The sequence below is a fragment of the Deinococcus malanensis genome (genome assembly GCF_014647655.1).
Lineage (GTDB): Bacteria > Deinococcota > Deinococci > Deinococcales > Deinococcaceae > Deinococcus > Deinococcus malanensis.
On record NZ_BMPP01000017.1, the window covers coordinates 14,348 to 31,552 of the forward strand.

Annotated in this window: 15 protein-coding genes; 8 read left to right on the top strand and 7 right to left on the bottom strand. The window is 65.8% G+C overall.

Annotated elements, in window-relative coordinates; genetic code table 11:
• The first annotated feature begins 2 nt into the window (after positions 1–2).
• Entirely contained in the window at positions 3–806 is an 804-nt protein-coding gene (locus IEY49_RS16905; protein ID WP_189010905.1) for a class I SAM-dependent methyltransferase, read from the top strand.
• 101 nt (positions 807–907) lie between these two features.
• A complete protein-coding gene (locus IEY49_RS16910) occupies positions 908–1,696 on the top strand; it encodes a TM2 domain-containing protein (RefSeq protein WP_189010906.1) in 789 nt (262 codons plus the stop codon).
• A 69-nt stretch (positions 1,697–1,765) separates the two neighbouring features.
• Here the strand turns inward: IEY49_RS16910 and IEY49_RS16915 are convergent, their stop codons facing one another.
• Positions 1,766–3,004: a PLP-dependent transferase gene (locus IEY49_RS16915; protein WP_189010907.1), complete on the bottom strand. Its 1,239-nt coding sequence runs from the start codon at positions 3,002–3,004 to the stop codon at positions 1,766–1,768.
• A gap of 127 nt (positions 3,005–3,131) precedes the next feature.
• Between IEY49_RS16915 and IEY49_RS16920 the strand changes: the two genes are divergently transcribed.
• Positions 3,132–4,325: a hypothetical protein gene (locus tag IEY49_RS16920; protein WP_189010908.1), complete on the top strand. Its 1,194-nt coding sequence runs from the start codon at positions 3,132–3,134 to the stop codon at positions 4,323–4,325.
• A 51-nt stretch (positions 4,326–4,376) separates the two neighbouring features.
• Here IEY49_RS16920 and IEY49_RS16925 read toward each other — a convergent pair whose 3' ends face one another.
• Entirely contained in the window at positions 4,377–5,474 is a 1,098-nt protein-coding gene (locus IEY49_RS16925) for a glycosyltransferase family 4 protein (RefSeq protein WP_229780878.1), read from the bottom strand.
• 88 nt (positions 5,475–5,562) lie between these two features.
• Between IEY49_RS16925 and IEY49_RS16930 the strand changes: the two genes are divergently transcribed.
• Complete coding sequence (locus IEY49_RS16930) at positions 5,563–6,561, top strand: NUDIX domain-containing protein (protein WP_189010909.1); 999 nt, start codon at positions 5,563–5,565, stop codon at positions 6,559–6,561.
• On the opposite strand, the gene IEY49_RS16935 is transcribed toward IEY49_RS16930, so the two are convergent.
• Complete coding sequence (locus IEY49_RS16935) at positions 6,525–7,205, bottom strand: class I SAM-dependent methyltransferase (RefSeq protein ID WP_229780879.1); 681 nt, start codon at positions 7,203–7,205, stop codon at positions 6,525–6,527. The two genes, IEY49_RS16930 and IEY49_RS16935, sit on opposite strands and share 37 nt — an antisense overlap.
• 87 nt (positions 7,206–7,292) lie before the next feature.
• On the opposite strand from IEY49_RS16935, the gene IEY49_RS16940 reads away from it, so the two are divergent.
• On the top strand, positions 7,293–7,940 hold the full coding sequence (locus tag IEY49_RS16940) for a DUF2268 domain-containing putative Zn-dependent protease (RefSeq protein ID WP_229780880.1): 648 nt from the start codon (positions 7,293–7,295) through the stop codon (positions 7,938–7,940).
• A gap of 204 nt (positions 7,941–8,144) precedes the next feature.
• Here the strand turns inward: IEY49_RS16940 and IEY49_RS16945 are convergent, their stop codons facing one another.
• The 3 genes from IEY49_RS16945 to pheS are packed head-to-tail and all read right to left on the bottom strand — an operon-like array spanning position 8,145 to position 12,021.
• Positions 8,145–10,604: a phenylalanine--tRNA ligase subunit beta gene (locus IEY49_RS16945; RefSeq protein WP_189010910.1), complete on the bottom strand. Its 2,460-nt coding sequence runs from the start codon at positions 10,602–10,604 to the stop codon at positions 8,145–8,147.
• Positions 10,601–11,005, bottom strand: coding sequence for an NUDIX hydrolase (locus IEY49_RS16950; RefSeq protein WP_189010911.1), 405 nt, complete (start codon positions 11,003–11,005; stop codon positions 10,601–10,603). Before IEY49_RS16950 ends, IEY49_RS16945 begins: the two co-directional genes overlap by 4 nt.
• A complete protein-coding gene (gene pheS, locus IEY49_RS16955; protein ID WP_189010913.1) occupies positions 11,002–12,021 on the bottom strand; it encodes a phenylalanine--tRNA ligase subunit alpha in 1,020 nt (339 codons plus the stop codon). The genes IEY49_RS16950 and pheS overlap by 4 nt, the downstream gene beginning before the upstream one ends.
• Before the next feature lie 220 nt (positions 12,022–12,241).
• On the opposite strand from pheS, the gene IEY49_RS16960 reads away from it, so the two are divergent.
• The 3 genes from IEY49_RS16960 to glyA all read left to right on the top strand — a co-directional run bounded on the left by IEY49_RS16960 (position 12,242) and on the right by glyA (position 15,614).
• Positions 12,242–12,769 (top strand): hypothetical protein, encoded by a 528-nt coding sequence (locus tag IEY49_RS16960; protein ID WP_189010915.1) that lies wholly within the window; start codon positions 12,242–12,244, stop codon positions 12,767–12,769.
• Between the two features lie 84 nt (positions 12,770–12,853).
• Complete coding sequence (locus IEY49_RS16965; RefSeq protein WP_189010916.1) at positions 12,854–14,179, top strand: Gldg family protein; 1,326 nt, start codon at positions 12,854–12,856, stop codon at positions 14,177–14,179.
• A 211-nt stretch (positions 14,180–14,390) separates the two neighbouring features.
• On the top strand, positions 14,391–15,614 hold the full coding sequence (glyA, locus tag IEY49_RS16970; RefSeq protein ID WP_189010918.1) for a serine hydroxymethyltransferase: 1,224 nt from the start codon (positions 14,391–14,393) through the stop codon (positions 15,612–15,614).
• Between the two features lie 64 nt (positions 15,615–15,678).
• On the opposite strand, the gene IEY49_RS16975 is transcribed toward glyA, so the two are convergent.
• Positions 15,679–17,145 carry a glutamate synthase subunit beta gene (locus tag IEY49_RS16975; RefSeq protein ID WP_189010920.1) on the bottom strand — a complete coding sequence of 489 codons (1,467 nt, stop codon included), beginning with the start codon at positions 17,143–17,145 and terminating at the stop codon, positions 15,679–15,681.
• Positions 17,146–17,205 lie beyond the last annotated feature (60 nt).

The window sequence follows — 17,205 nt, forward strand, 5'->3', positions numbered from 1 at the left end:
CTATGCTTCCGGAAGACCAGGCCCGGCACAACGCGGCACGATTTGACCGGCTGGCCACGACCTATGACCAGCTGGGATTTCTGGCCCTGGCCGCCCGTGAACTGGCCAGGCAACTGCGCGTCGAGCCGGGGCAGGCTGTGCTGGACGTGGCCAGTGGAACTGGAACGGTGGCCCTTGAACTGGCCAGCCGGGTGGGCACCTCCGGACGTGTGGTGGGCACCGATCTCGCGCCGCGGATGGTGGCCCAGGCACGCAGCAAGGCACAGGGGATTCCTCAGCTGAGTTTCGAGCTGGCCGACGCCTCTGCCCTCCCCTTTCCGGACGCCACCTTTGACCGGGTAATCTGCGCCTCAGGCCTCTTTTTTATGCCCGACATGGTGCAGGCGCTGCGTGAATGGCGGCGCGTCGTGCGGCCTGGTGGGCTGGTGGCGTTCTCGTCGTTCGGTCCCGGCCTGCTGGGCGAGCTGCCTGCCCTCTGGCGTGAGGAGCTAACCGCGTCGGGCCTGAAACCGGCGCCACCGCCGCTGGGTCGCCTGCCCAGCGTGGAGGCCGCACGGGAACTGTTGCAGCAGGTCTCGTTCCAGGATGCCCAGGTCAGTCTTGAGCCTCTGTCCTATACCCTGTCTTCACCTGAAGCCCGCTGGGCTGACATCACCGCGGGGCTGGAAGGCGATCCGGTAAGTGCTCTGTCGGCTGAGGCACTGGCACGGCTGCGTCGCGCACATCTAAGCCGGCTGCGTGAGGCCGTGCCTTCATGGCCGCTGACTGTGCCGGTGCCAGTGATTGTGGCGATCGCAGTGCGGTGAAGTACAAATATCAGTCCTGGAAGTTCAGTCCAGCAGTTTGGGCCAGCCTCCAGAACTTTCGGGGGATGCAACTTCATGGCCTTTTGAGACGTAATGGAAACATGACGAACCCGGATGACAAGACCAGCGCTGGTCAGGCACCTGACCTGACGCCGCAAGGCAACGCACCGTCATGGGTAGATGACGTCCTGAACGCCTCACGCGCGGCACCTGCCCCGCAGGCTCCTCCGGCACAGTCCCCAGTGGCGCAGCCTGCTCCCTGGCCACAGGAGTCACCAGAACTCACTGGCGCCGACAATCTGCGCCTGCCAGAGGCTGCTCCCCAGCGTGCGCCGCTGACCCCGCCCCCCTCTGCAGCATCCCGCACCGCCGTGCAGGAGCCATTCGACTCGGACGACTGGATTGCCCGCGCCACAGGTGGAAGCGCCAAATCACCATTGATTCCACAGGGTGCCCCTGCTGAGCCGCCAGCCCAGGCCAGGGTGGACCCCTGGGGCGACGCAATCCGGCAGGCCCAGGCCTATGTCCAGCAGCAACCGATGACCCCATATAACCAGGGTGCCGGACAGACCTCTGGCGACGTGGCTCAGCGCAAACTCATTGCCGGCCTGCTGGGCATCTTTCTCGGCTGGCTGGGCGCCCACAAGTTCTACCTCGGCATGACCGGTGCCGGGCTGACCATGCTGGGCGTACAGGTAGGCGTATGGATCGTGGCGATCATCCTGGGCCTGCTGATGCTTATTGTCGGTCTGGCACTGACACTCCCCCTGGCCGCCCTGGTCAGTTCTGCAGTGGGAGTCCTGGGTCTGATCGAGGGCATCCTGTACCTCACCAAATCCGACGCAGATTTTGAACGGGACTATCTGATTGGCAAGAAGCCCTGGCTGTAACGCGGCTGGCAACTGAACGCACCGAGGCCGCTTCCTGCGCCATAAGGAAGCGGCCTTGCGCTGCCCTGGTCAGCCCAGGGCCTGCTCGATATCGGCCTGGAGGTCCGCCACCGCTTCCAGGCCCACGCTCATGCGGATGGTGCGCGATGTCACGCCAGCCGCGAGCCGGGTTGGCTCAGGCAGACGGCCATGGGTGGTGGTCCAGGGGTGCACGACCAGGGTGCGGCTGTCGCCCAGGTTGGGAACGATGCGCAGAATCTGCAGGCGGCCCAGAAACGCAGCTGGGTTATCCACCTCGAAGGTCAGCACCGCGCCTGCACCTCCACGCAGGTACTGCTGTGCCTGGGCGTGCCAGGGGCTGCTGGAGAGGCCGGGATAGCCCACCTTACCCACCCTGGGATGGGTCTCCAGCCACCCTGCCAGAGAGAGCGCCGTCTCGGACTGGCGGGTCAGACGCAGCGACAGCGTTTCCAGGCCCTGGGCCAGCAGGAAGGCGCTGTGAGGGGCCAGCGTCATGCCCAGCTGATGGGCGCCGAACCAGCGCTGGCGCCAGGCCAGAGCCTGCTCGCCGCGTAGGTTCAGGATGCTCTGCTCGGCGCCCTCGGTGTAGATGGGGTTGCGGCTGAGGTCATGTGCGGTGCCTACGGTGACACTGCCACCCATGACGCTGCCGTGCCCTCCAGCCCACTTGGTCAGGCTGTGGGTCACGATGTCCGCGCCGTGCTCCAAGGGCCGGCACAGGAAGCCGACTCCAGCCCAGGTGCTGTCGATGGCCAGCAGCGCGCCTCCAGCATGAGCGACGTCGGCCAGCCCACGCAGGTCCGGGACGTCTCCGGCGGGGTTGCCGATAATCTCGGCCCACACCAGCCGGGTATTGTCCTGCATGGCGCCCCGCACCGCTTCGGGCGTGTTGGGCACCAGGGTGGCGCCGATGCCCATCAGAGGCAGGATGTTGTTCAGGAGCCCGGCGGTTCCCCCGAACAGACTGCTGGAGGACACCACATGATCGCCAGCCCGGCACACACTCAGCATGGCGGTCAGCGTCGCGGCCTGACCACTGGCCAGCGCCACCGTGGCCGCGCCGCCTTCCAGAGTGCTCAGCCGTTCTTCCAGGGCGCGCACGGTGGGGTTCTGTAACCGGGCATAGCTGAGACCGGTGTTCTGCTGGAATTCACTCTGGGCCTGTTCCAGCGTCTCGAACTGAAAGCCGGCAGCGGCGTGAATGGGAATACCCACCGTCTGGCCCAGCCCGCGCGGAATGCCGGTCTGAACGGCCTGAGTCTCGTAGTGTGGTGGGTCAGAAGTCATGCTCTGCATGGTAGGCGCCAGAGAGGGATCTGAAAGGGGCCCTGTCCGGACTGATGGAACCTGCGGGTGGCTCTTCCCCTGGTCAACTTCGCATGACAGCACTATGAGGACGCAATAAATTAAATGAATGATACTCAAGCGTCTTCCCGCCCTGACAGCCCTGACAGCCACCGCTCTGCTGATGGCCTCCTGCGACCCGCAACGCAATGGCACGCAGCCCCCGACTGCCGCTGACCCAGCCGCCACGGCTCCCGCCACCCCGGTTGCAGGTCAGTCCACCGAGGCTGCCGCGCTCCCTGCAGCAGCCACCGCTGCCGCCACCGTGCTGCAGACCATGCTGGATCCGCGGAGCACCGACTTTGACCCTGACCTGCGTGCGCTTCTGGCTCTGTTTCCCAGCTCCGGCATGCAGAGCCTGGGTCAGTCCGCGCAGACGGTCACCCGGCCACTGCTGGGCGCTTTTGGTCTGGCCACCCCCGGGAAGCTGCAGACGCAGACCACCACGCCAGTCATGAACAGCCCCCTGCCTATCGGCACCATGACGTTCTCGACCACCGGACAGGTGACCATCAGCCCGGAACCCAGCACCGGATGGGTAGTCGACAACCAGAAGACCGGCGTGAAGCTCAGCGTGAACTGGAAGGTCGAGGGCGCCGCGACCGTCTGGCTGGAACAGAAAGAGGACTACCGCACCTACCGCACAGAACTGCCCACCCGCGCTACCGCCACCATGAACCACGGCGACAAGGTGGTTGCTCAGGTGGCCCATGCCATGACGCCTGGCGCCTGCCTGAGCTATGGCGGCCCGGATGCCCTGGCCCTGACCGGCTGGGCCGGCCGCGAGAACACCCCACCCGCCAGGGCCAGCCTGAACTACACCTGGACCGAAAGTGGTGTGCACCTGAAGGGTGATGTGTCCTACCACACCCGGTCACAGGTGGCCACTGCAGCGTTCGATGTCAATGTCGCCGGGACCACCAGCGAGCGCTGCGCGCCCCAGACCCACAGCTTCACACCCACCCGTGCGGACGTCAGCGCCCAGGTGAATGTGCCTGGGCACAACGCCCAGGCCACGCTGTACCTGCGCGACCTGAAGAACGTGGTGATCAGTGACAGCGCGCTGAGGGCCGAGCAGCCGTTCAAGACGGTCAGCGGCCGGCTTAACGCCAGCCTCAGCCACCAGGGCAAGGTGGCCCTGAGTGCCTTTGGTGAACTGGCCAGCAACAACGTCAACCCGCTGCCCGGCGATCAGGTGAAGGTGGAGTACATCAAGGGCGGCGCCCTGGTGACCACCACGCTCGAAGCCCTGATTGCTCCCTGAAGTCAGTCGATACCTGCAGGGCCACACTGTTCAGGCGGTGTGGCTCTATTTTTATGGTCGGCCGGACAGTTGGCGCAGCAGACCGGCCAGACCGGCCGCGTTCTGCTCCAGCGTGTGCCCGCCAAGCACACGCTCGCGGGCGGCCTTACCCATGCGCCCCAGATGCTCTGGATGCGCTGCAAGGCTGCGCAGGGCAGTGGCGTATCCAGACACGCCACTGCCCACCAGCAGCCCCTCCTGTCCAAAGGTGACCAGTTCACGCTGCGCCGGAATGTCGTTGGTGACCACCGGCGTCCCGCTGCTCAGCGCCTCCAGGGTTGCCAGCGACTGATTCTCCGCGATGGTCGGTTGCAGAACCACGTCCGCAGCGCGGTACAGCTCAGGCATGTCATCCCGCTTGCCGAAGAAGCGCACGTTGGGAGTCGCCACGCGCCGCAAAACGCCTTCTAGATACCCGGTGCCGACCAGCACGAAGTCCAGATGCGGAACAGCGCGGGCCACGGCCATGACAGCCGGGTGGTTCTTCTCGATGCTCATACGGGCAGGGACCAGGACCGTGAAGCGTCGAAAGTCGTACGCCTTGCGCAGGGTCCGCCGCTCTGCATCTGACGCCGGACAGAATTTATTGACGTCCACACCATTGGGAACGGCATGAACCTGCGACATACGGTGGTGACGCCTGAGGTAGGCGGCCGCCCAGTGTGACACCGTCACGACATGCTGCGCGCCGCGAATGTCCCGGGCCTGCAGAACTTCGTAGAAGGCCCGGTACACCGCCTGTGGCAGGCCTGGAATGTGCAGCATCAACTGGTCGTGAACCAGGGACACGAACGGCCCCTGCAGCGCCGCGTAGTACTTGCGGTAGCCCAGTGCGTTCCAGCTGCTCAGGACCGTCAGGTCAAAGTCTCCTGTGCGCTCGGCCGACACCACCTGCTTCAGGTCCCGGTAGGCATGCACGGGAATGCTGCGCTCCGACAGCTGAGCACGGAAATCGGCGGTACCGGCCGCCGCTGGCATGGCGACCTCGGACTGCACGCCAAATGGGCGCATGGACGGAATGATCTCACGCATGTAGACCTCGCTGCCGCCTACCGCCGGGGCATCAGTCACGAACAGCACGCGGATGGGGACGGGGACAGGCCGGGTCATCCGGCCCACGTTAGCGTGCCCCGCGGCCAGTCAGGTACCGCACCATTTGGGGAATGACGCCGTCCAGACCCGGGCTAGAGTGGGCGGGATGAGTGCCGTGAATCTGCGCGCCATATGGGGCCCGCGCCCACTGCTGAGCGTCGGCGTCAGCATCCTGATTCAGGACGAGGCGGGGCGGGTGCTGCTACAGCGACGGGGCGACGATAGGCTGTGGGGCACACCGGGCGGCGGCCTTGACCCCGGAGAAGACTTTCTTGCTGCTGCCCGCCGCGAGCTGCACGAGGAAACCGGTCTGAACTGCCCGGACCTCACGTGGCTGGGCGTGCACGACGGTCTGGTGAGTGGTCCCGGGTTCCGGCACTGCTATCCCAACGGGCATGAGGTCTTTCAGGTGGGGACCCGCATGCTGGGGCATCTGCCGGCCTCCGCCCTGGAGAACGCGCAGCCCGACGGCAGCGGCGAGACGCTGGAATTGCGCTGGTTCACCCTGGAGGATCTGCCGGCCCTGAGCAGCAATATCAACCACGCCAACCTGAATGTGCTGCGAGGGCGGGCCGGTCTTGCGCCTCTGGCGCTGCTTCCGGTAACCAGTCCTGAAGAAGCCACCCCTTACTGGACCGACCTGCGGCGCGCGGCGGGCCCAGCCCCCCTGTTTGTTCCCGGGGCCAGCGTTCTGGTCACGGATTCTTCTGGCTGCCTGCTGCTGCTCAGGCATGCAGCCACTGACCACTGGGTACTGCCCGGCGGAAAGATGGAGCCCGGCGAGTCCTTTGAGGCCTGTGCTCGACGCGAACTGCTGGAAGAAACGGGACTGGATGCCGCCTCACTGGAACCCAGGGTGCTGCTGGCCGGGCCCGAGTTCCGCTATAAGGACGGGACCGGTGTGTGGGACAGCGTAGGTGTGGTGTTTGAGGCCGGTGAGGTCACGGGCAGGGTAAGCGCGGCTCCAGACGAAATTGCAGAGGCACGCTGGTGTGATGCACAGGAGGTCGGCCGGCTCAGGCTGCTGGGGCTCTATACGCAGCGAGCAGTGGACATCTGGCTTATGGATCAGCTCTCAGTGTCGCGCTGTGCCATCACCACGTAACGTGCCTCGCGGTACGGCATGCCCAGCGGCCCGGCGTGGGCGTCCCAGTCCTCCTGGCGCGCCTCCTGGCCCTGGAATTCACAGCGGGTCAGCCAGTCTCCCCAGGTGGGCGCGTGGGCCAGCACCGAAATCCGCCATTCGGACACCAGCTGCCACCCGGCTGCTCGCAGGCGCTGGGGCACCTGCGGGACGTCCAGGTGTGGGCCGACGTACAGAAACTGCGCTTCTGGAGCGGCCAGGACAGGAAGGTGCGGAATCACAGACGTGGGGCCGCGCCGCGAGACGATCAGATCAAAGGGACCCTGCAAGGCGTCAGGGACCTCCCCGCGTCCGTCCCAGAGATGAAACTCGGCCTGAGGAGCATGACTTTTCGCCAGTTCCAGCAGCTCAGGCTGGCGGTCATAGGCCGTCCAGCGTGCGGCGCGTGGGCCAAAACGCGCGGCATCTGGTCCGTGACCGCAGCCGGCTTCCAGCACCCGTGTGTGCGGGGTCAGCAGACTGTCCAGGGTGATGTCGAAGGTCAGTTCCGGGTCGGGGCCCGACAGCACCCGGGTCCAGGGATGACGATACCCGCCCAGCTCATGGGCCAGGCGGGCGTACCACTCGCGGGAGTGAGGGATTTCAGGGAGCGCTGCAGGAGGCACGGGCCGAGACTATCTGGACCGGCTGCTGGGGCGAATGCGCCAGCTGGCTGATACCCGCACCTGAAGTGACCCCCGAAGATCAGGGCCATGTCGAAGACCAACCAACTGCACCTGATGAATGCCGCCGCAAAGATCCCGCCTGAGCTGGCAGCGGAGTTGCGTCACCTGCTTCAGCACCAGCTCGACCGGCAGGCTGGGCTGCTGGACCTGGGTGGCGTCGATGTGGCGGTGTATGTCTCACCCTGGACCCTTGCCGAGACGGGTGTGGGCGGGTACGCGCCGCTGGGACATTGGGTGCAGGTCACGCTCACTCCGAACCATCCCAGCTTCGCCGCCTGCTGGAAACAGGAAGTTCCGGCGACACTGGCGCACGAACTGCACCATGCCCGTCGCTGGCAGGGAGTGGGCTACGGGCAGACCCTGCTGGAAGTGATGGTCAGCGAAGGTCTGGCACTGCACCATGAGTTGCCGGAGCGTGGCGGCGTCCTTGCACCCTACACGACCGTTCCAGGGGACCTGGATTCGCTCTGGACCAGAGCAGAGCCGCTGCTTGACCGCGAGGACTACGACCACAATGCCTGGTTCTATGGCTCTGCCGCGCAGCACCTTCCACGCTGGGCGGGGTATGCGCTGGGCTTTGAACTGGTACGGCGTTTTCTGGCCACAGAAGGTGGGGACGCTGCCACCTGTGTCGACGTTCCCGCCACTGACCTGAGAACCTTCGCCGGACCGTAGAACGTCCCTGTTGCACCGACCGTTTGTGGCTGCTCAGAGATTTTGCTCATCACAGGGCACGGCCGGAAGGCATTGCTCCCGGCCGAGTTGGCTCTTCAAATTCCAGCGGACTGCGTCAGCTTCATTGATGCCTAGAATGACATCTCGAAAGGAGCTCTGCGCCTGGAATCTGCTGAATGATTCGAGCCGGAGCCTACCTTCGCTTCACTTCTCGCGAATACTCCAGCCCTGAGCGCGCACCGTGTCCATCAGGCGGGTCATGACCGGATCGACTTCCTCATCGGTGAGGGTCCGGACCCCCCGGAAGATCAGGCGAACGGCGATGGACCGCTGGCCTTCCGGAATGGGCGCACCGACATACACATCGAAGGGCTCGACACTTTCAAGCAGCTCACCCGCGGCCTGCTTGAGCACCCCGGCGATCTCACCGTAACTGACACCTTGCGGCGCGATCACCGCGAGGTCACGCCATGCCGCCGGTGCACGGCTGGGATCGCGGAAGCTCCACGTTCTGCCCGGCAGGGGCAGCGCCGCCTCCAGCAAGAAGGTGTCACCCTTCAGCCCGAACTCCTGCGCTATTTCCGGATGCAGGGCACCCAGCCAGCCCACCGGATGCCCGTTCCAGACGATCTCGCCGGCGATGCCAGGATGCAGCGCACCCGGCACGGCCTCACCACGCAGCTGACGCAGTTCAAAGCGGTCACCCAGCGTACCCGCGAGGCTCTCGACCAGTCCCTTGAATACGCTGAAGCCGCCGGCCACCCCTGGCTGATGTGTGCTGGCGGCGAATGGACCCCGCATCAGCAGGCCCAGACGCTCGGTCTCACCAGCAGCCGGGAAGATACGACCGATCTCGAACAGCAGCGCCCGCTCGCCTTTCGGGTGCGCCTGAGCCGCCTTGAGCAGACTGGGGTACAGGGCGGTGCGCAGGCCGGTGCGGTCGGCGCTCAGCGGGTTGCGCAGACGCACACCCGGCATTTCGGTGCGGCCTCGGGCGGCCTCCTCGTCGCTCGTGAAGGTGTAGGTCACCACCTCCTGGAAGCCCAAACCAGCCAGCGTGCGGCGCAGGGTGGCCCGCGCCGTGCTCTCGGCCGCCGCACCAAGATTGCTCTCGTGCACGCGCAGGGTCGGCAGAGTCTCGGGCAGCGCCCCGAAGCCATGCAGGCGGGCGACCTCCTCGGCCAGATCCTGCCAGATGCTCATGTCCACCCGCCAGGAAGGCGGCGTAACGCGCAGCATGTCCTCCTCACCTTCTACTCGGCAGCCCAGGCGGGTCAGGATGGCGCGCATCTCGGCGGTGTCGACATGCATACCCAGCAGCGTGCGGATCTGCTCGCCGGTGGCCTCGATGGGGCCGGGCACTTCCGGCTCCCCGACCAGGGTTACGCCAGGGTGGGCTACGCCCTGGCCATGCTCGGCTAGCAGGTCCGCGACCCGGTCAGCGGCGCGGGGAGAGAGCAGCGGGTCCACACCGCGCTCGTAGCGGTACACGGCGTCGGTCTTGAGGCCCAGGCGGGTACTCGTGCGTCGCAGTAGAACCGGGTCGAAATGCGCCGACTCGATCACCACGTCACGGGTGTCGGCCCGCACATGGCCGTGGTCGCCGCCCATGATGCCGGCAATGCCCAGCACGCCTGAGCCCTGCTGCGGCTGCCGGGCAGTCGTGAACGCCTCAGCCACACTGGGAATGGCCCGCCCACGGCCGTCCAGAATCAGCAGGTCCTCGGGTCCCACGGTGTGCTCGTTGCCCAGCAGGTCGCGCACCACCTCACCCTGGCGCAGACCGAACGACACCAGGATCTGGTCATCCTGCACGTCGCGGCGGTCATACAGCGCGGTCGGCTGGCCCAGTTCCAGCATCACGTAGTTGCTGGTATCCACGATCAGATCAATGGGGCGCATGCCGGCCAGGGTCACGCGGCGCTGCATCCACAGCGGCGCGGGGCCGTTGGTCAGTCCGCCCACCGTGCGGGCCGCGAAGTGGTCACACCCGAAGCGAAGCTTGCGGGAGGGATCGCGTTCCAGCGTCAGGCCGCGCGTGGGTAGCGACACGCGGATCTCCCCTTGTCCAGTGGCTGCTGGTCCGGCTGGCGGCTCACGCAGTTCCAGCTTCAGAAAGGCGGCCAGGTCGCGCGCCAGCCCCAGGGCGCTGAGCACGTCGGCGCGGTTGGGCGTGATCTCGACATCCAGCACCTGATCGGCGGCCCACAGGTTGTGCATGGGCGTGCCGGGCGCGGCGGTGCCGGCCGGGAACAGCATCAGTCCGGCGCTGCTTTCGCCCAGTCCCAGTTCCTTGGCACTGGCCGCCATTCCCCAGGACTCCACGCCCTGCAGTTCCCGGACCCCGTAGGTCATGTCGCCCAGTGTGGTTCCCGGCGCGACCAGCGCGACCATGGTGCCGGCCGGGAGGTCCACGGCGTTGGGGGCGCCGCTGGCAATCGTCTTCTCGCCGTGAGGGCCCACGTCCAGGGTCAGTTTGGTCAGTGCCGTGCCCTCAATGGGCTCAGCTGCTGTCACAGCCACCAGCAACACGCCTTCAGACGGGGCAGCGACCTCTTCGATGCCTTCCAGCGGCAGGCCCAGCTGCGCAAATACCGGCTCCAGCTCGGTTACGGGGGGCAGGGCAGGAATCAGGTCTTGAAGCCAGGAATAGGGAAGTTTCATGCGTTCTCCAGCATTGTGCGGATCAGGGGGTGCAGTTCGGCGGGCACAAGGTTCACCCCGTCCAGGTCGTCCACGCTTACCCACTCGGGGTTGTACCAGTTCTGTTCGCTGTGGCGCACGCCCTCGGGGCCGTCGCCCAGGCGCATCTCACCGCTGCGCCACACCACCCGGAAGTAATGTTCCTGGTTGCCCTGATTTTCCAGGGTCAGCACTTCTTCCAGGACGTCCACCTCCAGGTTGACTTCCTCCAGCAGTTCCCGGGCGCAGGCCTGGGCGGGCGTTTCGCCCTCCTCAATCCCACCGCCGGGCAGGGTGGCGTAGACGCGGCCCTCCTTGCGGCGGCGCATCAGCAGCACGTCCTGCTGCTCGTTGAACAGAATGCCGACGGCGCGGGCCCTCACCCCAGCTCACCCCTGAACTGTCCGATCACACGCGGGTCGTTGGCATAGAAGTAGCGGATGTCGGGGATGCCGTACTTGAGCATGGCGATGCGTTCCGGCCCCAGACCGAAGGCGAAGCCGGTCTTGCCCTCGTAGATCCGTGGCTTGCCCTGGGCCTCGCGCAGATCGTCCACCGCCCGGAACACGTTGGGGTGCACCATGCCACAGCCGCCCAGTTCCAGCCACTTGCTTTCGCCACGGGGGTTGTCCCACCACACCGCGAAGTCAGCGCCGGGCTCCACGAACGGGTAATAGCTGGGCTGGAAGCGCACCCTGGCCGAGGCGCCGTACAGACCACGCGCCATTTCGGCGATGGTGCCTTTCAGGTCCGCCATGCTGATGCCGTCACCCACCACCAGGCCTTCGAGCTGGTGGAACATGGCCTCGTGGGTGGCATCGGTAGCCTCGTAGCGGTAGACCTTGCCGCGCACCACAATTTTCAGCGGGGGCTCGTGGTCCACCATGTAGCGGATCTGCATCGGTGAAGTATGGGTGCGCAGCAGCCGCCCGTCCTCCAGCCAGAAGGTGTCCTGCAGGTCCCGGGCGGGGTGGTACCAGGGCACGTTGAGAGCCTCGAAGTTATGGTGTTCGTCCTCGACCTCGGGGCCCTCGATGACCGTGTAGCCCATGCGCTCATAGATGCCGGTCAGGTCCTCATAGACCCGGTTGATCGGGTGCAGGCCACCGGCAGGCAGAGGCAGGCCCGGCAGGGTCACGTCGATGGCCTCGCCGGCCAGTCTGGCGTCCAGCGCAGCGCGTTTCAGCGTACCTTCGCGCTCGGTCAGAGCGGCGTCTATGGCCTGACGCACGGCGTTGATCTCGGCGCCACGGACCTTGCGTTCCTCGGGCGGGAGTTTGCCCAGGCTACCCAGTTCACGGGTCACCAGCCCGCTCTTGCCAACATACTTCGTCTTGACGGCCTGAAGGGTGTCGAGGGTCTCGGCCGCCTGTATTTCACTGATGGCTTGCTGCTGCATGTGTCCTCCTGAAACAAGAAAAACCCCGCCCTGGAACAGGCGGGGCGACGCGCTCAGCCTGTCTTCAGGCGAGCGAAACCCCACTGCGGGGAAACGGCGAAGGTGTACCAGCGCGGGGCGTCATGCCGCCCAGGGTAGCAGACCGGCCCGGGGTCAGCGCAGCCCTCAGTTCTGGTCATATCTGCGCGCAGCTGAACCGGGGGTCACCTACACTCGCGCCATGCGCCGCCTCCTGTCCCTGCTGGTCCTGAGCACCCTGCCCATCTCTGTGTCTGCTGCCGAGGTGACCATTCCCAACACCAGGGTGTCGTACGAGGTCACCAAGGACCCCATCTCCGACCGCAACACCAGCAGCATCTACCTGGACGAGCAGAGCAGTGACACCTATGTCGAGTTCGTCTGCACCGACGGGATCCCGGTGTTCTACCTGCACACGGGCAATCTGCTGATGACCCAGGCCGAATATGATCAGGACAAGATCCCTGCCCTGACCTACCGCGTCGACAGCCAGACGGCCCGGGTGGTCCCTGCCGCATCGCTGGAGGAAGCTGAGGACATGGACGACGACACGCACCTAACCAGCCTCGCGGTCACCGACAGAAACGATGCCCTGATGCTCAGTGTCTTCCGCAACGCACAGACCCGCGTAGCGCTGCGCGTGACCCGCAGCGGCGGAAGGGAACTGACCTATATGTTCCCGGTCAGGGGCTTTACCCAGGCGCTGAAAGCCGTGAACAACTGCCGGTAGGCAGCAGGCACCGGCGTTGCATCGGCAAAACCTTAAGAACATAAATGACATGCTCCTTACATTGCTGAGGAGAATGCGAAGCCGATGCCTCTGATCACTCCGGTTCGCCGCAGCCGCGCGCTGCTTGCCTCCGTTTCCCTGTTACTGGCTGCCTGTGGTCAGGTGCCGGCCAGCCACACCCCGCTGAATGCCCAGGCGCTGGCCGGTGAGCCGGTGCTCAACGAGCTGTTCTACGACTCGGCCGGTACCGACGCGGGCACCTTCATTGAATTGAAGGGCCCAGCCGGCAAGAGCCTCAGCGGCTATACCCTGGCAGCCTACGATTCGGCTGGGACCCAGTACCGCACCATCACGCTTTCAGGCACCATTCCTGCCAGTGGGTATTTCGTGGTGGCGCAGGACTCCAGCGTGCCCAACCGCACGCTGGTGAACTCCGGCGCGGACCTGTACAACGGCAGCGCCAGCCTGCGCCTGCTGAAAAGTTCGACCGTCATCGACGCCGTGGCCTATGGCACCCCCAGCGTCAGCTGGGGCGAGGGCAGCCCGGCAGCCCCCACAGGCGCCGGGAGTGCCCTGGCCCGCGTGCCGGACGGTTCAGATACGAACGCCAACAGCGTGGACTTCAAGGTCCAGAGCAGCACGCCCGGGCTGAACAATGGCGGTAGCACCTCGACCGCCAAGAAAGTGCTGTTCGACCTGACCAAGGCCGAGGATGCCGGCAACGCCGACTGGCGCATCGACGGGGCCTACAGCGATTACGCCTCGGCGCTGCGCGGGCTGGGCTATACCGTGGGCACCCTGAGCGGCACGGCCATCACCTCGACCGCGCTGTCCGGCGTGTCGGTGCTGGTGATTCCCGAACCCCAGAACCCGCTGAGCGACACTGAGCGCTCGGCCATCCAGAACTTCGTGCAGAACGGCGGTGGGGTCTTCATGATCACGGATCACCGCGTCAGCGACCGCAACAACAACGGCTGGGACAGCCCGGAAGTCTTCAACGGCTGGGACGGCAGCACCCCGGCCAACGTCAGCACCAGCCTGCAGGCCAGCCTGAACAGCGATGTGATCTTTGGATTGAAAGCGTCGTTCAACTCCAGCTTCAGTGATCCGGTATATACGGCCACCCCGGTGACCACCCACCCGATCCTGAATGGAGTCAGCAGCGCGGGCGTCTATGTCGGCACCAGCGTGGACGTGCTGAACGGCTCGGCTCTGATGGGCAGCGGGGGCAAGACCTATCTGGGCGTAAGCAGCGTCGGCAAGGGACGGGTCGCCATGTGGGGTGACAGCAGCACCTTCGGGGACAACACCTACTCGGACGGCACCTCGGGCAGCTACAACAACTGGCCCAACCTGAGCAACGCCACGCTGGGCAAGAACGTGGTGCGCTGGCTGGCCGGCGACCTGTAAGACGGGCTGCATATCTCCAGGCAACCTCCCGTCAACACGCCGGGGACTGGAACGCTCCTTCAGAACTGTTGCATCACTGGCGTTTGGTCTTGCCTGATCACCTGCTCTGCCCAGTCGCGTCTGTTACCCACCGCAGGGTTCGTGTAAACGTCGTCTCCCTTGCAAAGACACCCCCGCCAGCACCCTCAGGCGGGGGTGTTACCGTACCTGTATGACGACTGCCGAATCCCCCTCCACGCGCGACACGGCCATATTCGACCTGATCCGCCAGGAAGCCGAGCGACAGCGCTCAGGGCTGGAACTGATCGCCTCGGAGAACTTCACCAGCGCCGCGGTGCGCGAGGCGCAGGGCAGCGTGCTGACCAACAAATACGCCGAGGGTTACCCCGGCAAGCGCTGGTACGGCGGCTGTGAGGTGGTGGATCAGGTGGAGCAGCTGGCCATCGAGCGCGTCAAGGAGCTGTTCGGGGCCGCCTGGGCGAACGTGCAGCCGCACTCGGGCTCCAGTGCCAACCTCGCGGTGTACAACGCGCTGATCGAGCCCGGCGACACGGTGCTGGGCATGGACCTCTCGCACGGCGGACACCTGACGCACGGCAACCCGGTGAACTTCTCGGGGCTGCGCTATAAGATCGTCGGCTATCAGGTGAACCCCGAGACCGAACTGATCGACATGAACGTGGTCCGGCGTCTGGCACACGAGCACCGTCCCAAGATGATCATCGCCGGGGCCAGCGCCTACTCGCGCACCATCGACTTCGCGGCCTTCCGTGAAATTGCCGATGAGGTCGGTGCAATCCTGTTCGCGGACATCGCGCACATCGCCGGTCTGATCGCCGCTGGCGAGCACCCCAACGCCCTGCCCCACGCCCACGTGGTGGCCAGCACCACCCACAAGACGCTGCGCGGACCGCGCGGGGGGATCATCCTGAGCAACGATCCCGAACTGGGGGCCAGGATTGACCGTGCCGTCTTTCCTGGCTACCAGGGTGGCCCTCTGGAGCACGTGATCGCTGCCAAGGCCGTGGCCTTTGGCGAGGCGCTGCGCCCCGAGTTCAGGGACTACGCCCGGCAGGTCATCCGCAACGCCCAGGCCCTGGCCCTGGCCTTTCAGCAGCGGGGCTACCGCGTGGTCTCGGGCGGCACTGACAACCACCTGCTGGTGCTGGACCTGCGGGCCCAGGGTCTGAACGGCACCAAGGCCACCAAGCGCCTGGACGCCAACCACATCACCATTTCCAAGTCCACCCTGCCTTACGATACCGAGAAGATCCTGCACGGCGGCGGTATCCGCCTGGGGACCCCAGCGCTAACCACCCGCGGCATGACCGAGGAACACATGCAGGTCATCGCCGGCCTGATCGACCGGGCGCTGAAGGGCGAGGACGTGAAGGCTGAAGTGCATGACTTCGCCAGCCGCTTCCCTTTGCCCTGAGCAGGAGTCGAGTCAAATAAGATCAGGGCCCCAGTCGGAATCTGGGGCCCTGATTTTTACCCTTTCAGCGTGGCAGCACCGTCTCGCCCATCAGGTATTCGTCGATGGCGCGCGCCGCCTGCCGGCCCTCACGGATGGCCCAGACCACCAAGCTCTGGCCGCGGCGCATGTCACCGGCTGCGAAAACACCCTCCAGGCTGGTCGCGTAACCGCCCTGCTCGTCGGTGGTGGCATGCGCATTACCGCGTGCGTCACGCTCTACCCCGAAGGCTTCCAGGATGGTTCCCACCGGGCTGACAAAGCCCATGGCCAGCAGCACCAGGTCGGCCGCGTACACTTCCTCGCTGCCCTCGGTTTCCTGAAGCTGACCGTTCCGGAACTCCACCCGTACGGTCCTGACCCCGGTTACCTTGCCGCCCTTACCAATGAACTCCTTGGTGGCAATGGCGAACTCGCGCACGCCGCCTTCCTCGTGGCTGGTGCTGGTGCGCAGCTTCAGGGGCCAGTAGGGCCACACCAGCGGCTTGTTCTCCTGCTCGGGCGGCTGGGGCATCACCTCGAACTGGGTCACCGATTTGGCGCCGTGACGGTGGCTGGTGCCCACGCAGTCGCTGCCGGTGTCTCCCCCGCCGATCACGACCACATTTTTGCCATCAGCCCGCAGCTGCTTTTTGAGTTTGTCACCGGCCACGACGCGGTTCTGCTGCGGCAGGAACTCCATGGCGAAGTGCACGCCGTCGAGTTCACGGCCCGGCACCGGCAGGTCACGCGGCTGCTCGGCGCCGCCCGAGAGCAGCACGGCGTCGAACCCGGCGCGCAGCTGCTCCGGGCTGATGGTCTCTTTGGCCAGGTTGGTCACGCGGCTGCCTTCAGGCATGGCACCCACCAGCACGCCGGTGCGGAAGGTGACGCCCTCGGCCTCCATCTGCGCCACGCGGCGGTCGATGTGCACCTTGTCCATCTTGAAGTCTGGAATGCCGTAGCGCAGCAGGCCGCCGACCCGGTCATTCTTCTCAAACACGGTCACGTCGTGGCCCGCGCGGGCCAGTTGCTGGGCGGCAGCCATCCCGGCCGGGCCGGCACCCACCACGGCGACCTTGTGCCCGGTCTTCGTCTTGGGCGGCAGCGGCGTCACCCAGCCCTCCTGCCAGCCGCGCTCGATGATGGACAGCTCCAGCGATTTGATGCCCACCGGGTCGTCGTTGATGTTCAGGGTGCAGGCCGCCTCGCAGGGCGCCGGGCAGATGCGGCCGGTGAACTCGGGAAAGTTGTTGGTGCTGTGCAGGTTGTCCAGCGCCGCTTTCCAGTCGTCCTGATACACCAGATTGTTGAAGTCCGGAATGATGTTGTTGACCGGGCAGCCGTTGTTGCAAAACGGAATGCCGCAGTCCATGCAGCGGCTGGCCTGCACCCTTGCCGGGCCGGCCGCCAGCGGCAGCAGGAACTCGTGGTAGTGCTTGAGACGGGCCTCGACCGGCGCGTAGGTTTCTTTGACGCGCTCCTGGTCCAGAAAACCGGTGACTTTGCTCATGGAGGTCTCCGTGGAAGTGCAAAGTGGCGGGTCGTACGCTCGCGCAGCGCCCGCCACCCG

Coding starts and splice junctions, on each gene's coding strand:
- IEY49_RS16905 (WP_189010905.1), top strand. CDS start 3: ATGCTTCCGGAAGACCAGGCCCGGCACAACGCGGCACGATTTGACCGG.
- IEY49_RS16945 (WP_189010910.1), bottom strand. CDS start 10,604: ATGAAACTTCCCTATTCCTGGCTTCAAGACCTGATTCCTGCCCTGCCC.
- IEY49_RS16940 (WP_229780880.1), top strand. CDS start 7,293: ATGTCGAAGACCAACCAACTGCACCTGATGAATGCCGCCGCAAAGATC.
- IEY49_RS16930 (WP_189010909.1), top strand. CDS start 5,563: ATGAGTGCCGTGAATCTGCGCGCCATATGGGGCCCGCGCCCACTGCTG.
- glyA (WP_189010918.1), top strand. CDS start 14,391: ATGACGACTGCCGAATCCCCCTCCACGCGCGACACGGCCATATTCGAC.
- IEY49_RS16910 (WP_189010906.1), top strand. CDS start 908: ATGACGAACCCGGATGACAAGACCAGCGCTGGTCAGGCACCTGACCTG.
- IEY49_RS16960 (WP_189010915.1), top strand. CDS start 12,242: ATGCGCCGCCTCCTGTCCCTGCTGGTCCTGAGCACCCTGCCCATCTCT.
- IEY49_RS16925 (WP_229780878.1), bottom strand. CDS start 5,474: ATGACCCGGCCTGTCCCCGTCCCCATCCGCGTGCTGTTCGTGACTGAT.
- pheS (WP_189010913.1), bottom strand. CDS start 12,021: ATGCAGCAGCAAGCCATCAGTGAAATACAGGCGGCCGAGACCCTCGAC.
- IEY49_RS16975 (WP_189010920.1), bottom strand. CDS start 17,145: ATGAGCAAAGTCACCGGTTTTCTGGACCAGGAGCGCGTCAAAGAAACC.
- IEY49_RS16965 (WP_189010916.1), top strand. CDS start 12,854: ATGCCTCTGATCACTCCGGTTCGCCGCAGCCGCGCGCTGCTTGCCTCC.
- IEY49_RS16915 (WP_189010907.1), bottom strand. CDS start 3,004: ATGACTTCTGACCCACCACACTACGAGACTCAGGCCGTTCAGACCGGC.
- IEY49_RS16920 (WP_189010908.1), top strand. CDS start 3,132: ATGATACTCAAGCGTCTTCCCGCCCTGACAGCCCTGACAGCCACCGCT.